Source organism: Burkholderia sp. HMSC10F09 (assembly GCF_001806955.1).
GTDB classification, from domain to species: Bacteria; Pseudomonadota; Gammaproteobacteria; order Burkholderiales; family Burkholderiaceae; genus Burkholderia; species Burkholderia multivorans.
The window spans coordinates 1-18,811 of record NZ_KV786617.1; the positions used below are offsets into that span (position 1 = coordinate 1).

The following is an 18,811-nucleotide window of genomic DNA, read 5'->3' on the forward strand; positions in this document are numbered from 1 at the left end:
GGCGTGCCGTCGCGGCGACGGCCGCGCCAGGCGAAGCGCATCTCGCGGGGCGGCGCGCGCACGGTCATGCGTTCGGCGTGGCGGCGAGCGCTTCCGCGACGCTCGTCGTGCCATCTCGAACGCGCGCGAGCGCCGCGTCGCGCAAGCTGCGAACACCTTCCGCCGCCGCGCATCGCGCGAGTTCGCCGACGCTCGCACGCGCGACGATACGTTCGGCGAGCCGCGACGACACCGGCATCGTCTGATGCAGGCCGATGCGGCCGCGATAACCGATGCCGTGGCATGCGGCGCAGCCGCGCGCGACGAACGGGCGCCATCCGGATTCGAGCGCGGGCGCGTCGCAGCCCGCGTCGCGCAGCAGCGCGGCCGGCGCGTCCGACGGCACGCGGCAGCCGACGCACAGCCGCCTGACGAGCCGTTGCGCCGTGACGAGGCGCAGCGCGGCCGCGAGGTTGTACGGCGCAACGCCGATGTCGAGGAGCCGCGCGATCGCGGCCGGCGCGTCGTTCGTATGCAGCGTCGACAGCACGAGATGGCCGGTCTGCGCGGCCTTGATCGCGACGTCGGCCGTTTCGGCATCGCGGATCTCGCCGACCATGATGACGTCCGGATCCTGCCGCAGCAGTGCGCGCAGCGCGGTCGCGAACGTGAGGCCGGCTTTTTCCGCGACGCCGACCTGGTTGATGCCATCGAGCTGGATTTCGGCGGGGTCTTCTACCGTGCAGACGTTGTGGGCATCGCGATCGAGCATCTGCAGCGCGCAGTACAGCGACAGCGTCTTGCCGCTGCCCGTCGGGCCCGTGACGAGCACGAGGCCGTGCGGTGCTCGGATCGCCGCTTCCATCGCGCGTGCCTGCTGCGCATCGAAGCCGAGCGCGGCGAGCGTGAGATCGGGCGGCAGCGTTTCGAGTCGGCGCAGCACGAGCTTTTCGCCGAACAGCGTCGGCAGCGAGCTCACGCGGTAGTCGCCGCGCGTGCCGCCGCCGAGCGCGATCCGCAGCCGGCCGTCCTGCGGAAGCCGACGCTCGGCGATGTCCATGCGCGCGAGCACCTTGATGCGCGTGACAAGCGCGTCGCGCAGGTGAACGGGCGGCCGCCCATGCTCGTGCAGCACGCCGTCGATGCGCAGCCGGATGCGCCAGCCGCCTTCGAACGGCTCGATGTGAATGTCGGAGGCATCGCGTGCATGCGCCGCATGCAGCGTGTCGGTGAGCAGGCGCACCGCAGGCGCATCGTCGAGCTGCGCCGCATCGAGCGAGCGGGGCACAGCGGCCGCGGCCGCTGCGTCGGAGGGCGCAGGCGCACGCGGCGCCGTGCGGGAAGCGGGAAAGTTCATGTGAGCCGGCGCGTCGGCCGCCGTTGATCGAGACGCGTACAGGATCGCGCGGCACGGCAGGCACCGGTAGTCGGCCGTTCGGTCAGGCGCGGCCGCGCCCGTGACGGGCGTTCGGCGTTAGCGGGGAGCTTGGCGTGACGGTGAAACCGTTCTTCCCGCGCGTCGCAGCGGCGCGCGACACGGACGCGCCGCGCGAACGGACGCAAATGCGCTAGCGACGGGCGCCGCCCTTCGCGCGCGATCCGGCACCGCGCGGCCGGAACAGCTTCACCGTGCGCACCGCCTGATCGTCGCTGCGCATCACTTCGAGCATCACGTCGCCGATCTTCAGGCAGACGTCGTCTTCCGGAATTTCCTCGAGGATTTCGAGAATCAGGCCGTTGAGCGTCTTCGGGCCGTCGGTCGGCAGCTTCAGATGCAGCCAGCGATTCAGCTCGCGCAGCGGCATGCTGGCCGCGACGATGCATTCGCCGTTTTCATCCCAGCCGCCCGCGCGCTCGCTGCGCGGCATCGACGTCGTGAACTCGCCGATCAGTTCCTCGATGATGTCTTCCGGCGTGACGAGACCTTCGAGTTCGCCGTATTCGTTGACGACGAGCGCGGTGCGCTGCCGGCTTTCCTGGAAATACTGCAGCTGCTGGACGACCGGCGTGCCCGACGGCACGTAGTACGGTTCCGCGAGCAGTTCGCGCAGCGTTTCGCGATCGAAATCCTGGTTGTGCAGCGCGGTCAGCGTCTTGCGTACGTGCAGCACGCCGAGCACCTTGTCGATATCGCCCTCGTAGACGACCAGCCGGTTGTGATAGCAGGTCTCGAGCTGATGCAGGATGTCGTCGAGCGGCGCATGGAAGTTGAGCGACTCGATCTGGCGGCGCGGCACCATCACGTCGTCGACGGTGATGTTTTCGAGATCGAACAGGTTGAGCAGGATGCTGCGGTGCTTGGTCGGCATGAAGCTGCTCGATTCGAGCACGATCGCACGCAGTTCGTCGGCCGACATCCGCTGATCGCGACCTTTCTTCGTATTGATGCGCAGCGCCCACAGCACACCGTTCGCGAGCGCGTTGACGAACCAGACGACCGGCTTGAACACGCGCATCAGCGGCGCGATCACGAGGCTCGCGGGCAGCGCGATGCGCTCCGGGAAGGTCGCGCCGACGATCTTCGGCGCGATCTCCGCGAACACGATGATCAGGAACGCGACGATGCCGGTCGCGATCGACAGCGCGAGATTGTTACGGCCGAACGTATGAAGCGCGATCGAGGTCGTGAGGACCGGGATGATCGTGTTGAACAGGTTGTTGCCGATCAGGATCACGCTGAGCAGCAGATCGGTGCGCGTGAGCAGGCCTTGCGTCGCTTTCGCGCCGAGCGCGCCCTGGCCGACGAGATGCTTCAGCCGATGGCGGTTGAGCGCCATCATGGCGGTTTCGGAGATGGAAAAGAAGCTGGAACAGAGGAGAAGCAGAAAGACGGCGCCGATTTGCGCCCATAAGGGAATTTGGTCCACGCGTGGAAGAGGCTGTGAAGGACAGGGATGGAGCGAATATAGCAGAGGCGGCCGTACCGATGCGGCGAGGGCGCCGCGCGTACGGACGAAAAAAAACCGTGCACGTGGTGCACGGTTTTTACAAATCTGGTCGGGGTGAGAGGATTCGAACCTCCGGCCTCTACGTCCCGAACGTAGCGCTCTACCAGGCTAAGCTACACCCCGATTTGGACTCTTCCGATTTCGCCGTCTTCTTCAAGACAGCTGCGTCGTCGAGCAAGAACATAACTATATCAGCGCTTTTTCGAAAATGGAATACCTTGGGAAAGAAAATTTTCGAAGCGTCTGATCGGCGCGGCCATGGCGTCCTGCCGCCGCGCCTACTGCCGCGCCCTTACGACTGCCGCGACGTCGAATACGAGCACAGCGCGAGCAGGCTTTCCTTGTATGTCGAATCGGGAAACGCGGTAATCGCCGCTGCGGCCGCCAGCGCTTCCTGGCGTGCGCATTCGAGCGTGTGATCGAGCGCGCCCGAGCGCGTGATCGCATCGAAAATGGTGTCGAACCGATCGGTGCCGCCCTGTTCGATCGCTTCGCGCGCGAGCGCCGCCTGCTCGGGCGTACCGCGCTCGATCAGATAGATCAGCGGCAGCGTCGGCTTGCCTTCGCGCAGATCGTCGCCGGCGTTCTTGCCCATCGCTTCGGCCGTGCCCGCGTAATCGAGCCAGTCGTCCATGATCTGGAACGCGGTGCCGATCCGCCGGCCGTATTCGGCGGCCGCGGCCTCCGTCGGTGCGTCGGCGCCAGCGAGCACGGCGCCCAGACGCGCCGACGCTTCGAACAGCTTGGCCGTCTTGTAGCGGATCACCTGCATGTAGCGCGTTTCGTCGACGTCCGCATCGTGCATGTTCAGAAGCTGCAGCACTTCGCCTTCGGAAATGATCGTCGTCGCCTCGGACAGGATCTCCATCACGCGCATCTTGCCGACGCCGACCATCATCTCGAACGAGCGCGAATAGAGGTAGTCGCCCACCAGCACGCTCGCCGCATTGCCGAACAGCGCGTTGGCCGTCTCGCGGCCGCGTCGCAGCTCCGATTCGTCGACGACGTCGTCGTGCAGCAGCGTCGCCGTGTGGATGAACTCGACGACGGCGGCCAGCACGTGCCGCTGATGCGACGTTTCGCCGAGCGCGCCGGCCACGAGCAGCAGCAGTGCCGGGCGCAGCCGCTTGCCGCCCGCGCCGATGATGTACTCGGCGATCTGGTTGATCAGCAGCACGTCGGACGCGAGGCTTTGCCGGATAACGCGATTCACCTGCTCCATGTCGCTGGCGATCGGGGCGAGCAGGTGGGCGGCGCTGAGGGAGGGGGAGGCGGTGGACGACGACATGATGATGGAATTGGGTGATGCCGCGGATTATAAGGCGAATCGGCAATATTCCGGTCTGTCGCACGTTGCGCGCCCGCGATTTTGGCCGTCCGGCCGAGGCCCGCGCGCGGCAATCGTCAATCGGCTTTGACTTCGATGCTAACTCTCTGTATAATCACGCCTTTTCCGCGCGTGGTGTGCGGAAAAATGGATCCAGAGTGAGGTTCTCAATGTACGCGGTCATAAAAACCGGCGGCAAGCAGTACAAGGTTGCCGTTGGCGAAAAACTGAAAGTAGAACAGATACCGGCTGACATTGACGCTGAAATCACGCTCGACCAGGTTCTCGCAGTGGGCGAAGGCGAATCGATTAAGTTCGGTACGCCGCTGGTCAGTGGGGCTTCCGTCAAGGCCACCGTCGTGTCGCACGGTCGTCACGCCAAGGTCACCATCTTCAAGATGCGTCGCCGGAAGCACTACCAAAAGCACGGCGGCCACCGCCAGAACTACACTGAGCTGCGCATCGACGCGATCAACGCGTAAGCGCCTCGGTAAAGGAGCAATCAGATGGCACACAAAAAGGCAGGCGGCTCGTCCCGTAACGGCCGCGACTCCGAGTCGAAACGTCTCGGCGTGAAAGTGTATGGCGGCCAGGCGATCAACGCCGGCGGCATCATCGTGCGTCAGCGCGGCACGCGCATGCACGCAGGCGAGAACGTCGGCATGGGCAAGGATCACACCCTGTTCGCGCTGGTCGACGGTCACGTGAAGTTCGCGACGAAGGGCGCGGACAAGAAGCATACGGTCATCGTCGTCCCGGCAGCTGCCTGAGTTCAGGCATCACGGGCTTCGTAGCCGAAAGGCCCCGCAGTCTTCGCGGGGCCTTTTTTATTGGCCGCCGCGCGCAGGTGCGCGTAGGCGGCCGTCGCAAAAACCGGCGTACGATTGGCCGAACGGCCGATTGTTCAAGCGCGCCGGCGCGCGGCACAATAGCGGAAATACTGGGCGGAGTAACGAATGAAGTTCATTGACGAAGCGCGAATCGAAGTCATTGCCGGCGATGGAGGCGATGGCAGCGCGTCGATGCGCCGCGAAAAATTCGTTCCGTTCGGCGGGCCGGACGGCGGCGACGGTGGCCGGGGCGGCAGCGTCTACGCAATCGCCGACCGCAACATCAACACGCTGATCGACTACCGATACGCGAAGAAGCACCTGGCGCGCAACGGCGAAAACGGCCGCGGCTCCGATTGCTACGGCAAGGGCGGCGACGACATCACGCTGCGCATGCCGGTCGGCACGGTGATCACCGACATGGACACCGGCGAGCTGATCGCCGATCTGACGGAGCACGACCAGCAGGTGCTGCTCGCGAAAGGCGGCGCCGGCGGCCTCGGCAACCTGCATTTCAAGTCGAGCACGAACCGCGCGCCGCGGCAGAAGACCGACGGCAAACCGGGCGAGCGGCGCATGCTGAAGCTCGAGCTGAAGGTGCTCGCCGACGTCGGCCTGCTCGGCATGCCGAATGCGGGCAAGTCGACGTTCATCTCCTCGGTGTCGAACGCGAAGCCGAAGATCGCCGATTACCCGTTTACGACGCTCGCGCCGAATCTCGGCGTCGTGCGCGTGGGCCCGAGCAAGAGCTTCGTGATCGCCGACATCCCGGGGCTGATCGAGGGCGCGGCCGAAGGCGCGGGCCTCGGCCATCAGTTCCTGCGGCACCTGCAGCGCACCGGTCTGCTGCTGCATCTCGTCGACATCGCGCCGTTCGACGAAGGCGTCGATCCGGTCGCCGAAGCGACGGCGATCGTCGGCGAGCTGCGCAAGTACGACGAGGCGCTCTACGAGAAGCCGCGCTGGCTCGTGCTGAACAAGCTCGACATGGTGCCCGAGGACGAGCGTGCGGCACGCGTCGCCGATTTTCTCGAGCGCTTCGACTGGCACGGCCCCGTGTTCGAGATTTCCGCTTTGACGGGGCAGGGCTGCGAAGCGCTGTGCTACGCGATCTACGATTATCTGGCCGAGCATTCGGACGCGCATCGCGCGGCCGAGGCGGAAGATCTGGCGGCAGACGTGCGCTTCCGCGATGCGCCGCCGGCCGCCAATGCTGCGCCGGGCGACGACGCCTGAGCGTACCCGTCACGCGCCGGTCTGCGTCGGTCCGGCGCCGGAATTGAATCGCGCCCGGCCGGGCAGGCATCAGATACAGGAGACAGCGCACGATGCGTTCGATCATCGCGGATTCGAAGCGATTGGTAGTGAAAGTAGGCTCCAGCCTCGTGACGAACGACGGCAAGGGGCTCGATCATGCGGCAATCGGCCGCTGGGCTGCGCAGATCGCAGCGCTGCGCGCGCAGGGCAAGGAAGTCGTGCTCGTCAGTTCGGGCGCGATCGCCGAAGGCATGCAGCGGCTCGGCTGGAGCAAGCGGCCGCGCGAGATCGACGAGCTGCAGGCCGCGGCCGCGGTCGGCCAGATGGGGCTTGCGCAGGTCTACGAGAGCCGCTTCACCGAGCACGGGATTCGCACTGCGCAGATCCTGCTCACGCATGCGGATCTCGCCGATCGCGAGCGCTACCTGAACGCACGTTCGACGCTGCTGACGCTGCTGCGTCTCGGCGTGGTGCCGATCATCAACGAGAACGACACGGTCGTCACCGACGAAATCAAGTTCGGCGACAACGATACGCTGGGCGCGCTCGTCGCGAACCTGATCGAAGGCGACGCGCTGATCATCCTGACCGACCAGTCGGGGCTGTTCACTGCGGATCCGCGCAAGGATCCGGCGGCGACGCTCGTCGCCGAGGCGAATGCGGGCGCGCCGGAGCTCGAGGCGATGGCGGGCGGCGCCGGCTCGAGCCTCGGCCGCGGCGGCATGCTGACGAAGATTCTCGCGGCGAAGCGCGCGGCGCACAGCGGCGCCAACACGGTGATCGCGAGCGGCCGCGAGCCGGACGTGCTCGTGCGTCTGGCCGGTGGCGAGGCGATCGGCACGCAGCTGATCGCGCGCACGGCGCGGATGGCCGCGCGCAAGCAATGGATGGCCGACCACCTGCAGGTGCGCGGGCACGTCGTGATCGACGCCGGCGCGGTCGAGAAGCTGACGGCCGGCGGCAAGAGCCTGCTGCCGATCGGCGTGACGGACGTGCAGGGCGCGTTCGCGCGCGGCGAGGTCATCGCATGCGTCGGCCCGGACGGGCGCGAAGTCGCGCGCGGCCTGACGAACTACAGCAGCGCCGAGACCAAGCTGATCCACCGCAAGCCGAGCGGCGAAATCGAAAGCGTGCTCGGCTACATGCTCGAGCCCGAGCTGATCCATCGCGACAATCTGGTGCTCGTCTGAACGCAGCGCGGGCAGTCGCGCCATGCGTTATCGCCGCCGAAATGAAAAAGCCCGCTCGATGCGGGCTTTTTGCCGAATGCCGCCGACACTGCCGGGGCCGCGTACGATCAGCGCAGCTGGCTCATCGCGGTGCGATGAAAGCGGATGTTCTCGACGATCTGCTGCGCGGAGCCTTGCGGCATCTTGTTCGCGCACAGGTAGTCCTGATAGAGCGCCGCGTGATACGCGTTCAGCTCGCCGTTCTCGATGCGTCGCCAGTCGTTCTCGACCGTGCGGTCCCAGCCGTCGTGATCCGAATTCAGCCCCGCGTACTGGCGCCATTCGTACGTATCGCAGCGGATCCCTTCGTAATTCATGTTGCGCGCGCCGGCCGGGCTCGTGACGACGACCGTGTAACGCACGACGCCGTCGCTGCCGACCGTCAGCGATTTCGCGTCGACGAAGAACTTCAGCGGTGTGTTCTGCGACACGTTGAACGGCAGCAGGTCGGCCGTCTGCGGGAGCGCCGGCAGCGTGTCGACCGGGTTTTCCTTCCAGTTCCCCTGGCGGTCCAGCAGATACACGAACGCGCTGTCGTCCTTGTTGGTCGGCGTTTTCGAATTCGCGCAGCCGGCCAGTGCGGCGGCTGTGGCGATCGACGCGAGCGCGAGAGCAATCGCTTTCAATATGCATTCCTCGTAAAAAAAGGCGCGACACCAAGGTCGCGCCCGGTCATGCAGTCCGACTCGTCATTTGCCGACGATCACGCGGGGCGGCATCTCGTCGAGCGTGCTCGCCTCCACTTCGACCTCGGAACAGACGACCGATGTGTCGACAATCGTCAGCGTCTCGGTGGGTTGCGCGGCGATCACGCGCGGATAGCGCGGCAGACGCGGCCCACGGGGCTTGTCGGCTCGCTGCGCCGGGCGGCGCAGGAAGCGCGACAGTTCCGTCAGCGCCAACTGATAGACATCCCGCTTGAACTCGATTACCGCATCGAGCGGCACCCAGTACTCGTTCCACCGCCACGCATCGAACTCCGGGTGATCGGTCGCGCGCAAGCAAATGTCGCAGTCGCGTCCGAGCATCCGCAGCAGGAACCAGATCTGTTTCTGGCCGCGGTAATGACCGCGTACTTCGCGTTTGATGAACTTGTCAGGCACCTCGTAACGCAACCAGTCGCGAGTGCGGCCGATTATCTTGACGTGTTCCGGCAGCAGGCCCGTTTCCTCGTGCAGTTCCCGGTACATCGCCTGCATGGGGGTCTCGCCGTACTTGATCCCGCCTTGAGGAAACTGCCAGGAGTGCTCGCGGAGCCGTTTGCCCCAAAACACCTCGTTGCGCGCGTTCAAGAGGATGATGCCGACGTTCGGGCGAAAGCCTTCACGATCCAGCATACAACCACCTTCGAATCCTTTAAAATTGCTTTGATTATAAACAGATAACGGGCGCTGCGCACCGTGACGGAGCGAATCCGCGCGAGGCGCGCCGGCTGAATTGTCCCTGATTTGTCTGCTACGTCATCTGCGCCATCGTCGTTCGTCGCGCGCAGCTTTTTCACCTTGAATCTTTTTCGGGCGCCCTGCCTGGGGGCGCCGTTTTTGGAACCGTCCGCATGAAAGCTTCCCGTTTCTTTATCGGCACCCTCAAAGAAGCACCGGCCGACGCAGAGATCGTCAGTCACAAGCTGATGGTGCGCGCCGGCATGATCCGTCGCGTCGCCGGCGGCATCTACAACTATCTGCCGATCGGTCTGCGCTCGATTCGCAAGGTCGAGGCGATCGTGCGCGAGGAAATGAACCGGGCGGGCGCAGTCGAACTGCTGATGCCGGCCGTGCAGCCGGCCGAACTGTGGCAGGAGTCGGGGCGCTGGGAGCAGTACGGCCCCGAGCTGCTGCGCTTCAAGGACCGCAAGGACAACGACTTCGTGATCGGGCCGACGCACGAGGAAGTCGTCACCGACATCGCGCGCAATCAGATCAAGAGCTACCGGCAGATGCCGGTGAACTTCTATCAGATCCAGACGAAGTTTCGCGACGAGATCCGTCCGCGTTTCGGCGTGATGCGCGGCCGCGAATTCATCATGAAAGACGCGTACTCGTTCGACAAGGACGCGGAAGGCCTGCGCGAGTCGTATCGCAAGATGTATGACGCGTACGTGCGCATCTTCACGCGCCTCGGCCTCGAATTCCGCGCGGTCGCGGCCGACAGCGGCTCGATCGGCGGCAACTTCTCGCACGAGTTCCACGTGATCGCCGATACCGGCGAGGACGCGATCGCCTACTGCCCGAGCTCCGAGTTCGCGGCGAACGTCGAGGCGGCCGAAGCGCTGCCGCTGATCGCGGAGCGCGCCGCGCCCGCCGAAGCGCTGACGAAGGTCGCGACGCCGGGCAAGGCGAAGTGCGAGGCCGTCGCCGAGCTGCTGAACATCCCGCTCGAGCGCACGATCAAGTCGATCGTGCTCGCAACCGACAACGAAGGCGCCGAGCCGACCATCTGGCTCGTGATGCTGCGCGGCGATCACGATCTGAACGAGATCAAGGTATCGAAGCTGCCGGGGCTGAAGAACCACCGCTTCGCGACCGAGCAGGAAATCGTCGAGTGGTTCGGCACGCCGCCGGGCTATCTCGGCCCGATCGGCACGAAGAAGCCGGTGAAGGTAATCGCCGATCGCACGGTCGCGAACATGAGCGATTTCGTCGTCGGCGCGAACGAGGTCGACTATCACATCGCCGGCGTGAACTGGGGCCGCGATCTGCCGGAGCCCGAGGTCGCCGATGTGCGCAACGTGAAGAAGGGCGATCCGTCGCCGGACGGCAAGGGCGCGATCGACATCTGCCGTGGCATCGAGGTCGGCCACGTGTTCCAGCTCGGCACCAAGTACTCGGAAGCGATGGGCGCGACGTTCCTCGACGAATCGGGCAAGCCGCAGCCGATGCTGATGGGCTGCTACGGGATCGGCGTCACGCGTATTCTCGGCGCGGCGATCGAACAGAACTTCGACGACAAGGGCATCATCTGGCCGGAGTCGATCGCCCCGTTCGAAGTCGTGCTGTGCCCGATGGGCTACGACCGCAGTGACGCGGTGCGCGAAGCGGCCGACAAGCTGTACGCGGAACTGACGGCGGCCGGCATCGACGTGATCCTCGACGATCGCGGCGAGCGTCCGGGCGTGATGTTCGCCGACTGGGAACTGATCGGCGTGCCGCACCGCCTCGTGATCGGCGAGCGCGGGCTGAAGGACGGCAAGATCGAGTACCAGGGCCGCCGCGACACCGAAGCGACGCTGCTGCCGGCCGGCGAGGCCGCGGCGACGGTCGCGGAGAAGGTCCGCGCGGCACTCGCGCACTAAGCGGATCGGACGGGGAACGCGGTGGAGTACACCTTCCTGTCGGCTACCGTGCTTCTCGTGCTGATCACCGATCCGCTCGGCAATATCCCGCTGTTCATTTCGGCGATGCGCGACGTGCCGCGCGAGCGGCGCGTCAAGCTGATCCTGCGCGAGGTGGGGATCGCGTTCGTGATCCTGCTGTTCTTCATGGTGGTCGGCGATCGCTTCCTGCGGATGATGAGCCTGACCGACCTGTCGCTGCGCCTCGGCGGCGGGATCGTGCTGTTCCTGATCGCGCTTCGGATGATCTTTCCGCATCCGGACGGCGCGCTCGGCAGCGATCCGCGGGCGGGCGGCGAGCCGTTCATCGTGCCGCTCGCGATCCCCGCGCTCGCGGGGCCGTCCGCGCTCGCGACGGTGATGCTGCTGACGTCGCAGGCGCCCGGCAAGATGTTCGAATGGGTCGGTGCGCTGACCGTCACGATGATCCTGTGCGCGATCACGCTGGTGCTGGCCGAACGGATCCAGCAATGGCTCGGCGAGCGCACGGTCGCCGCGTTCGAGCGGCTGATGGGCCTCGTGCTCGTCGCGATCTCGGTCGAGATGCTGCTCGCCGGCATCCGCGCGTTCGTCCACCAGTTGCAGACCTGACGCGCGTTTCGCGCGTAACGACAAAAAAAAGCGGCGCTCCGGGTAATGAACCCGGGCGCCGCTTTCCGTTTGGCGACGGCGAAGCCGGCGTGCGCTCAGACGTTCGCGGTCAGCGCGCGGATCGTCGGCAGGTTGCGCCAGTAGCCCTTCGCGTCCATCCCGCAGCCGAACACGTAGCGGTCCGGCACCGAGAAGCCGCAGAAGTCGGGATGCAGCGGCTTCGCCTTCGCGAGCGTCTTCTCGCACAGCACGGCCGACATGAAGCGCTTCGCGCCCATGTCGAGGATGCGGTCGCGGATCGCGGCCATCGTCTCGCCTTCGTCGAGGATATCGTCGAGAACGAGCACGATGCGGTCTTTCACCGACTCGCGCGGCGCGACACGCCAGTGCATCTCCGGGCTGCCCTGCGTCGTGTTGCGGTAGCGCGTCAGGTGGATGTAGTCGAATTCGAGCGGGAAATCGAGATGCGGCAGCAGCATCCCGGTAAACACCGCCGCGCCGCCCATCACCGACAGAACGAGCGGGAACGCGTCGCCGATCTCGGCGCGGATCGCGTCGGCCATCCGGACGATCGATGCGTTGACGGCGTCCGCCGAGACGATCTCTTCGGAGTGTTCGAAAATGTGGAGGGCTTCTTCGCGGTTCATGTGTTCTGGCGGACAGTCGGTATACAAATAAGAGTGAAGCACAACGGCCGGTGCGCGCTACGGCAAAAACCCGCGCGCCGGCCGGCGGACGGAATCAGCGCAGGCCGGGCATCATGCCCTTCAGGCCGCGCATCATCTTCTGCATGTTGCCGCCCTTCAGCTTCTTCATCATCGTACGCATCTGATCGTACTGGTTCAGCATCCGGTTGACTTCCTGCACCGGCACGCCCGCGCCGGCTGCAATGCGGCGCTTGCGCGTCGCCTTGATGATTTCGGGTTTCGCGCGCTCGGCCGGCGTCATCGAGTTGATGATCCCTTCCATCCGGCGGATCTGCTTCTCGGCCTGGCCCATGTCGGCGCCGGCTGCGGCCTGCTGGAACTGCGCGGGGAGTTTGTCCATCAGCGACGACAGCCCGCCCATGTTCTTCATCTGCGAGATCTGCGCGCGGAAATCGTTCAGGTCGAAGTCGCCGCCTTTCTTCACCTTGTCGGCGAGCTTCTGCGCGGCCTGCACGTCGACGCCGCGCTGCGCTTCCTCGACGAGCGCGAGGATGTCGCCCATGCCGAGGATCCGGTTCGCCATCCGGTCGGGATGGAACACCTCGAGGCCGTCGAGCTTCTCGGCGACGCCGACGAACTTGATCGGCTTGCCCGTCACGTGCCGCACCGACAGCGCGGCGCCGCCGCGCGAGTCGCCGTCGAGCTTGGTCAGCACGACGCCCGTGAGCGGCAGCGTGTCGTTGAACGCCTTCGCGGTGTTGACGGCGTCCTGGCCGAGCATCGCGTCGACGACGAACAGCGTTTCCGCCGGCTTCAGCACGCCGTGCAGCGCGGCGATTTCCTGCATCATCGCTTCGTCGATACCGAGCCGGCCGGCCGTATCGACGATCAGCACGTCGTGATAGTGGCGCTTCGCCCAGTCGACGGCCGCGACCGCGATGTCGACCGGCTTCTGGTCGGGTGTGGACGGGAAGAAGTCGGCGCCGACCTGTTCGCTCACCGTTTTCAGCTGCATGATCGCGGCCGGGCGATAGACGTCGCACGAGACGGTCAGCACCTTCTTCTTGTACTTCTCGCGCAGCAGTTTCGCGAGCTTGCCGGCCGTCGTCGTCTTGCCGGCGCCCTGCAGGCCGGCCATCAGGATCACGGCAGGCGGCGAGACTGCGAGGTTCAGCTCGGCGGCCTTGCCTTCGTAGTCGCCGCCGATCACGGCGGTCAGCTCCTTCTGCACGACGCCGACGAGCGCCTGGCCCGGCGACAGGCTGCTGATCACTTCCTCGCCGAGCGCCTTTTCCTTGACCTTCGCGATGAATTCGCGGACGACCGGCAGCGCGACGTCGGCCTCGAGCAGCGCGAGACGCACTTCGCGGAGCATTTCCTGCGTATTCGCCTCGGTGAGCCGGGCTTCGCCGCGCAGCGTCTTGACGACGCGCGCCATCCGTTGAGTGAGATTGTCGAGCATGGGGAGCGATGGACAGTGGGGCCCGAAGGCGCGGCGGTCATCGAACAACGGAGCCGTCGCGGGAAGGGGGCCTAGTGTAAACTTCGAACATGGATATTGTACTGTATGCCCTCACCGCATTCCTGTACGGCGGCCTTGCCGTCGCAGGCTGGCGCACGCATCGGCAGGGCGCGGCGTCGCCGCTCGTCGCGAGCGTGCCGGCCGTGCCCGTTCCGGCGTCGGCCGCGTCCGGGATGAGCCGCATCGGGCGCGCGCTGCTGTTCGCCGCGCTCGTCGCGCACGGCGTGCTGCTCCACATGACGATCTTCCCGCACGACGCGATGATCTTCGGTTTCGCGTTCGCGCTGTCCGCGATGTTCTGGCTCGGCGCCGGCATCTACTGGATCGAGAGCTTCTTCTTCCCGCTCGACAGCCTGCGTCTGCTCGTGCTGCCGCTCGCCTGCGGCGCATCGCTGCTGCCGCTCGTGTTCGGCGGCGTGCGGGTGCTGCCTTATGCCGCAGCACCGCTGTTCAAGCTGCACTTCCTGATCGCGAACATCGCGTACGGACTGTTCGCGATCGCGGCGCTGCACGCGGTGCTGATGCTGATGGTCGAGCGGCGCCTGCAGTCGCTGCGAAGCGGCGGGCGCGACGGCTCGACCGGCTGGATCGCGAGCTGGCTCGAAACGCTGCCGCCGCTGCTCACGCTCGAGAAGCTGCTGTTCCGCCTGATCGGCGCCGGCTTCGTGCTGCTCACGCTGACGCTCGCGTCGGGCATCCTGTTCAGCGAGCAGGTCGATGCGCGCGCACTGCGCCTCGATCACAAGACGGTGTTCGCGATTCTGTCGTGGCTGATGTTCGGCGGCCTGCTGATCGCGCGCAAGACGTCCGGCTGGCGCGGGCGCGGCGCGGCGCGCTGGGTGCTCGTGTCGTTCGCCGCGCTGCTGCTCGCGTATGTCGGCAGCCGGTTCGTTTTCGAGGTGCTGTTGCACCGCTCCGTCGTTTGACCGCAGGTTTCCGATGCGACAGATTCTTCTCCTGATTCTTCTCTTCTTCGCCGGTTCGTGGCTTGCGCGCAAGCTGCGTCACGCGCAGGAGCAGGCGCGCGCAGGCCGCGGCGCCGATGCGTCCGGCGCGCCGGGCTACGGCGCCGGTGCCGCGCGTCCGAACGGCGATGCGCGCTCGCTGCCGGAGCCGATGGTGCGCTGCGCCGAGTGCGGCGTGCATGCGCCGAAGGGCGATGCGATCGCGGCCGCGAGCGGCGAATACTTCTGCAGCACCGAGCACGCGCAACGTCACGCCGCACGCGCGGGCGGCGCACGATGACCGACGCGGGGCGGCTGTCGGTCGACGCGGCCGGCTGGGTGCGCGAAGCGCGCCACGCGCGCTCGCCGAACTTCGAGGCGCGGCCCGCGGGCGCGGTGCCGTCGCTCGTGATCGTGCACAACATCAGCCTGCCGCCCGGCGAGTTCGGCGGCGACGCGATCGAGGCGTTGTTCCTGAACCGCCTCGACTGCGACGCGCACCCGTACTACCAGCGTCACCTGCGCGACGTGCGCGTCTCCGCGCATTTCCTGATCCGCCGCGACGGCGAGCTCGTGCAGTTCGTGTCGTGCGACGAGCGCGCGTGGCACGCCGGTGCGTCCGAGTTTTTCGGCCGGCCGCGCTGCAACGACTTCTCGATCGGCATCGAGCTCGAAGGCGCGGACGACGTACCGTTCGACGATGCGCAATACGCGACGCTCGTCGTGCTCGCGCGCACGCTCGCCGCGCGTTATCCGGTCGACGCGTTCGCCGGGCATTCCGACGTCGCGCCCGGCCGCAAGACCGACCCCGGTCCGCATTTCGATTGGCAACGCTTCGCGCGCGATGCCGGGTTCGGCGCCGAATACTTTCCTTTCCGGCAGCAGTGAGCGCAGGGTTTTTTTGACCGGGAAACCCCTTTTCTCGGATCAATGCCTTGTCGCGTCTGCCCGTGCGCGATGTCAAGACCTCCGGCGCAAATTCTCCGTTTGGACCTTGCTGGAATGTCCACTATACTTGGTGCCTGTTGAGCAGTTCTGCACTAGATATAGTGTGTGTCGCAGGGGAAACCCGAGCGGCACCGGCCGGCGGGCAACGCCGGCGAACGGGGTTCCCAGGGCGGCGCGTCAGGCCGGGCAGTCCAGGCGCCGCAATCAGCGCAGCGAACATCGCGGGTAGGGTAGACATGACGAAGCACACGACCGAACCGGTTGTCGCGCATCGACGGAACCGGCTTCCCCGACGCATCGCTCGCCTCTTACCGCTTGCGCACCGCATCGCGCAGCGTTCGTTTTAATCCGCGGTTCTCTCCGCACCATCCAACACCAGGAGCTTTGCACATGCAAACCACCGACAACGCGACGTCCCAGTACGAGAGCGCATCGAGCCGTCCTCTCGGCGGGGCCGAACAAGGCGCGCCGGCGCTCGCGCCGCAGGCAACGTTCGCCGACTACAAGGTGATCCGCCGCAACGGCAGCGTGGTGGCGTTCGAGCCGTCGAAGATCGCGATCGCGGTGACCAAGGCTTTCCTGGCCGTCAACGGCGGGCAGGGCGCCGCGTCCGCGCGCGTGCGCGAACTCGTGGACCAGCTCACGCGCAACGTCGTGCGCGCGCTCGTGCGCAGCCGCCCGAACGGCGGAACGTTCCATATCGAAGACATCCAGGATCAGGTCGAGCTCGCGCTGATGCGCGGCGGCGAGCACAACGTCGCGCGCGCGTACGTGCTGTATCGCGAGAAGCGTCACCTCGAGCGCCAGCATGCGGGCGAGGAAACGGCGGCGGTGCGCGAGACGACGGGCGGCATCAACGTCGTCGACAACGGTGTCACGCGTCCGCTCGACATGAACGCGCTGCGCGCGCTGATCGTGTCGGCATGCGACGGCCTCGGCGCTGCGGTTAACCCTGATCCGATCGTCGCGGAGACGGTGAAGAACCTGTACGACGGCGTGCCGATGAGCCAGGTCTACGACTCGGCGATCCTCGCTGCGCGCACGATGATCGAGAAGGATCCGGCATACAGCCAGGTCACGGCCCGCATCCTGCTGCACACGATCCGCCGCGAGATCCTCGGCGAGGAAGTCGTGCAGGCCGACATGTCGACGCGCTACGCCGAGTATTTCCCGCAGTTCCTGAAGCGCGGCGTCGAAGCCGGCCTGCTCGACGACAAGCTGCTGCAGTTCGACCTGAAGCGCCTCGGCGAAGCGCTCGACGCGAGCCGCGACCTGCAGTTCGGCTACCTCGGCCTGCAGACGCTGTACGACCGCTACTTCCTGCACGTCGACGGCACGCGCATCGAAATGCCGCAGGCGTTCTTCATGCGCGTCGCGATGGGCCTGTCGCTGAACGAGATCGACCGCGAAGCGCGTGCGATCGAGTTCTACAACGTGCTGTCGAGCTTCGACTTCATGAGCTCGACGCCGACGCTGTTCAACTCGGGCACGCACCGCTCGCAGCTGTCGTCGTGCTATCTGACGACGGTCGCGGACGACCTCGACGGCATCTATGAAGCGCTGAAGGAAAACGCGCTGCTGTCGAAGTTCGCCGGCGGCCTCGGCAACGACTGGACGCGCGTGCGCGCACTCGGTTCGCATATCAAGGGCACGAACGGCAAGTCGCAGGGCGTCGTGCCGTTCCTGAAGGTCGTCAACGACACGGCCGTCGCGGTGAACCAGGGCGGCAAGCGCAAGGGCGCGGTCTGCGCGTACCTCGAATCGTGGCACCTCGACATCGAGGAATTCCTCGAGCTGCGCAAGAACACGGGCGACGACCGTCGCCGTACGCACGACATGAACACGGCGAACTGGATTCCGGACCTGTTCATGAAGCGCGTGATGGAAGGCGGCGAGTGGACGCTGTTCTCGCCGTCGACCTGCCCGGATCTCCACGACAAGTTCGGCGCGGACTTCGAGGCGGCTTACACGGCTTACGAAGAGAAAGTCGCGCGCGGCGAGATCAAGCTGTTCAAGAAGATTCCGGCGCAGCAGCTGTGGCGCAAGATGCTCGGCATGCTGTTCGAGACGGGCCATCCGTGGATCACGTTCAAGGATCCGTGCAACGTGCGCTCGCCGCAGCAGCACGTCGGCGTCGTCCACTCGTCGAACCTGTGCACCGAAATCACGCTGAACACGAGCGACACCGAAATCGCGGTCTGCAACCTCGGCTCGGTGAACCTCGTCGCGCACCTCGTCAAGCAGCCGGACGGCACCTACGCGCTCGACCACGACAAGCTGAAGCGCACGATCAGCGTCGCGATGCGCATGCTCGACAACGTGATCGACATCAACTACTACGCGGTGCCGAAGGCGCGTAACTCGAACCTGAAGCACCGTCCGGTCGGCCTCGGCATCATGGGCTTCCAGGACTGCCTGCACCTGCTGCGCACGCCGTACGCGTCGGAAGCGGCGGTCGAGTTCGCCGATCGCTCGATGGAAGCGGTCTGCTACTACGCCTACTACGCGTCGACCGAGCTGGCCGAGGAGCGCGGCCGCTACTCGAGCTACCGCGGCTCGCTGTGGGATCGCGGCATCCTGCCGCAGGACACGCTGAAGCTGCTGGCCGAAGCGCGCGGCGGCTACGTCGAGGTCGACTCGTCGGAATCGCTCGACTGGGCCACGCTGCGTGCACGGATCGCGACGCACGGGATGCGCAACTCGAACTGCGTCGCGATCGCGCCGACGGCGACGATCTCGAACATCATCGGCGTGTCGGCGTGCATCGAGCCGACCTTCCAGAACCTGTACGTGAAGTCGAACCTGTCGGGCGAGTTCACGGTCGTCAACGAGTACCTCGTGCGCGACCTGAAGGAGCGCGGCCTGTGGGATGAAGTAATGGTCGCCGACCTGAAGTACTTCGACGGCATGCTGTCGCGCATCGACCGCATCCCGGCCGACCTGCGCGCGATCTACGCGACCGCGTTCGAGGTCGATCCGAAGTGGCTGGTGGAGGCCGCGTCGCGTCGCCAGAAGTGGATCGACCAGGCGCAGTCGCTGAACATCTACATGGCCGGCGCATCGGGCAAGAAGCTCGACGAGGTCTACAAGCTCGCGTGGCTGCGCGGCCTGAAGACGACCTACTACCTGCGCACGATGGCGGCGACGCACGTCGAGAAGTCGACGGTCGCACACGGCGCGCTGAACGCGGTGCCGACGAGCGGCGGCGGCGCGGCAGGCGGCGCGCAGGGCGCAGCGGGCGGCTTCGGTGCGGCGGGC

Annotated in this window: 17 protein-coding genes and 1 tRNA gene; 10 read left to right on the plus strand and 8 right to left on the minus strand. The window is 66.1% G+C overall.

All coding sequences use genetic code 11. The features are described from left to right. Positions 1-64: 64 nt before the first annotated feature. The 4 genes from HMPREF3115_RS07545 to HMPREF3115_RS07560 all read right to left on the minus strand — a co-directional run bounded on the left by HMPREF3115_RS07545 (position 65) and on the right by HMPREF3115_RS07560 (position 4,215). The gene (locus HMPREF3115_RS07545) at positions 65-1,336 is read right to left on the minus strand and encodes a GspE/PulE family protein (RefSeq protein ID WP_006408715.1); all 1,272 of its coding nucleotides are present in this window, start codon (positions 1,334-1,336) and stop codon (positions 65-67) included. A gap of 211 nt (positions 1,337-1,547) precedes the next feature. Beyond that, positions 1,548-2,846 carry an HlyC/CorC family transporter gene (locus HMPREF3115_RS07550; RefSeq protein ID WP_053297660.1) on the minus strand — a complete coding sequence of 433 codons (1,299 nt, stop codon included), beginning with the start codon at positions 2,844-2,846 and terminating at the stop codon, positions 1,548-1,550. Positions 2,847-2,973: 127 nt separating this feature from the next. Further along, positions 2,974-3,050 (minus strand) — tRNA-Pro (locus tag HMPREF3115_RS07555). 169 nt (positions 3,051-3,219) lie between these two features. Then, complete coding sequence (locus tag HMPREF3115_RS07560; RefSeq protein WP_006400420.1) at positions 3,220-4,215, minus strand: polyprenyl synthetase family protein; 996 nt, start codon at positions 4,213-4,215, stop codon at positions 3,220-3,222. 209 nt (positions 4,216-4,424) lie between these two features. Here HMPREF3115_RS07560 and rplU point away from each other — a divergent pair, with 209 nt between their 5' ends. The 4 genes from rplU (at position 4,425) to proB (ending at position 7,531) form a co-directional block, all read left to right on the plus strand. Then, positions 4,425-4,736, plus strand: coding sequence for a 50S ribosomal protein L21 (rplU, locus tag HMPREF3115_RS07565; protein ID WP_006025184.1), 312 nt, complete (start codon positions 4,425-4,427; stop codon positions 4,734-4,736). 24 nt (positions 4,737-4,760) lie between these two features. Beyond that, positions 4,761-5,024 (plus strand): 50S ribosomal protein L27, encoded by a 264-nt coding sequence (gene rpmA / locus HMPREF3115_RS07570; RefSeq protein WP_006400419.1) that lies wholly within the window; start codon positions 4,761-4,763, stop codon positions 5,022-5,024. A gap of 186 nt (positions 5,025-5,210) precedes the next feature. Continuing rightward, a complete protein-coding gene (gene cgtA, locus HMPREF3115_RS07575; protein WP_006400418.1) occupies positions 5,211-6,320 on the plus strand; it encodes an Obg family GTPase CgtA in 1,110 nt (369 codons plus the stop codon). A 92-nt stretch (positions 6,321-6,412) separates the two neighbouring features. Continuing rightward, positions 6,413-7,531, plus strand: a complete 1,119-nt coding sequence (gene proB / locus HMPREF3115_RS07580) for a glutamate 5-kinase (protein ID WP_006400417.1) — start codon at positions 6,413-6,415, stop codon at positions 7,529-7,531. A 107-nt stretch (positions 7,532-7,638) separates the two neighbouring features. Here proB and HMPREF3115_RS07585 read toward each other — a convergent pair whose 3' ends face one another. Together HMPREF3115_RS07585 and HMPREF3115_RS07590 are read right to left on the minus strand one after the other, a co-directional pair. Next, entirely contained in the window at positions 7,639-8,196 is a 558-nt protein-coding gene (locus HMPREF3115_RS07585; protein WP_070553962.1) for a CNP1-like family protein, read from the minus strand. Between the two features lie 63 nt (positions 8,197-8,259). Next, entirely contained in the window at positions 8,260-8,907 is a 648-nt protein-coding gene (locus HMPREF3115_RS07590; protein WP_006400415.1) for an RNA pyrophosphohydrolase, read from the minus strand. A gap of 218 nt (positions 8,908-9,125) precedes the next feature. Between HMPREF3115_RS07590 and HMPREF3115_RS07595 the strand changes: the two genes are divergently transcribed. Continuing rightward, positions 9,126-10,862: a proline--tRNA ligase gene (locus tag HMPREF3115_RS07595; protein WP_006400413.1), complete on the plus strand. Its 1,737-nt coding sequence runs from the start codon at positions 9,126-9,128 to the stop codon at positions 10,860-10,862. A gap of 21 nt (positions 10,863-10,883) precedes the next feature. Beyond that, complete coding sequence (locus tag HMPREF3115_RS07600) at positions 10,884-11,492, plus strand: MarC family protein (RefSeq protein WP_006400412.1); 609 nt, start codon at positions 10,884-10,886, stop codon at positions 11,490-11,492. 95 nt (positions 11,493-11,587) lie between these two features. Here HMPREF3115_RS07600 and HMPREF3115_RS07605 read toward each other — a convergent pair whose 3' ends face one another. Both HMPREF3115_RS07605 and ffh read right to left on the minus strand, forming a co-directional pair. After that, positions 11,588-12,139: a hypoxanthine-guanine phosphoribosyltransferase gene (locus HMPREF3115_RS07605; RefSeq protein WP_006400411.1), complete on the minus strand. Its 552-nt coding sequence runs from the start codon at positions 12,137-12,139 to the stop codon at positions 11,588-11,590. A 94-nt stretch (positions 12,140-12,233) separates the two neighbouring features. After that, the gene (ffh, locus tag HMPREF3115_RS07610; protein ID WP_006400410.1) at positions 12,234-13,601 is read right to left on the minus strand and encodes a signal recognition particle protein; all 1,368 of its coding nucleotides are present in this window, start codon (positions 13,599-13,601) and stop codon (positions 12,234-12,236) included. Between the two features lie 89 nt (positions 13,602-13,690). Between ffh and HMPREF3115_RS07615 the strand changes: the two genes are divergently transcribed. The 4 genes from HMPREF3115_RS07615 to HMPREF3115_RS07630 form a co-directional block, all read left to right on the plus strand. Then, positions 13,691-14,587 (plus strand): cytochrome C assembly family protein, encoded by an 897-nt coding sequence (locus HMPREF3115_RS07615; RefSeq protein ID WP_070553963.1) that lies wholly within the window; start codon positions 13,691-13,693, stop codon positions 14,585-14,587. Positions 14,588-14,600: 13 nt separating this feature from the next. After that, positions 14,601-14,906, plus strand: coding sequence for a PP0621 family protein (locus HMPREF3115_RS07620; protein WP_006400408.1), 306 nt, complete (start codon positions 14,601-14,603; stop codon positions 14,904-14,906). Continuing rightward, positions 14,903-15,493, plus strand: a complete 591-nt coding sequence (ampD, locus tag HMPREF3115_RS07625) for a 1,6-anhydro-N-acetylmuramyl-L-alanine amidase AmpD (RefSeq protein ID WP_053297658.1) — start codon at positions 14,903-14,905, stop codon at positions 15,491-15,493. The genes HMPREF3115_RS07620 and ampD overlap by 4 nt, the downstream gene beginning before the upstream one ends. Positions 15,494-15,943: 450 nt before the next feature. Further along, the coding region (locus tag HMPREF3115_RS07630) for a ribonucleoside-diphosphate reductase subunit alpha (RefSeq protein ID WP_070553964.1) at positions 15,944-18,811 on the plus strand (2,868 nt) is incomplete at its 3' end.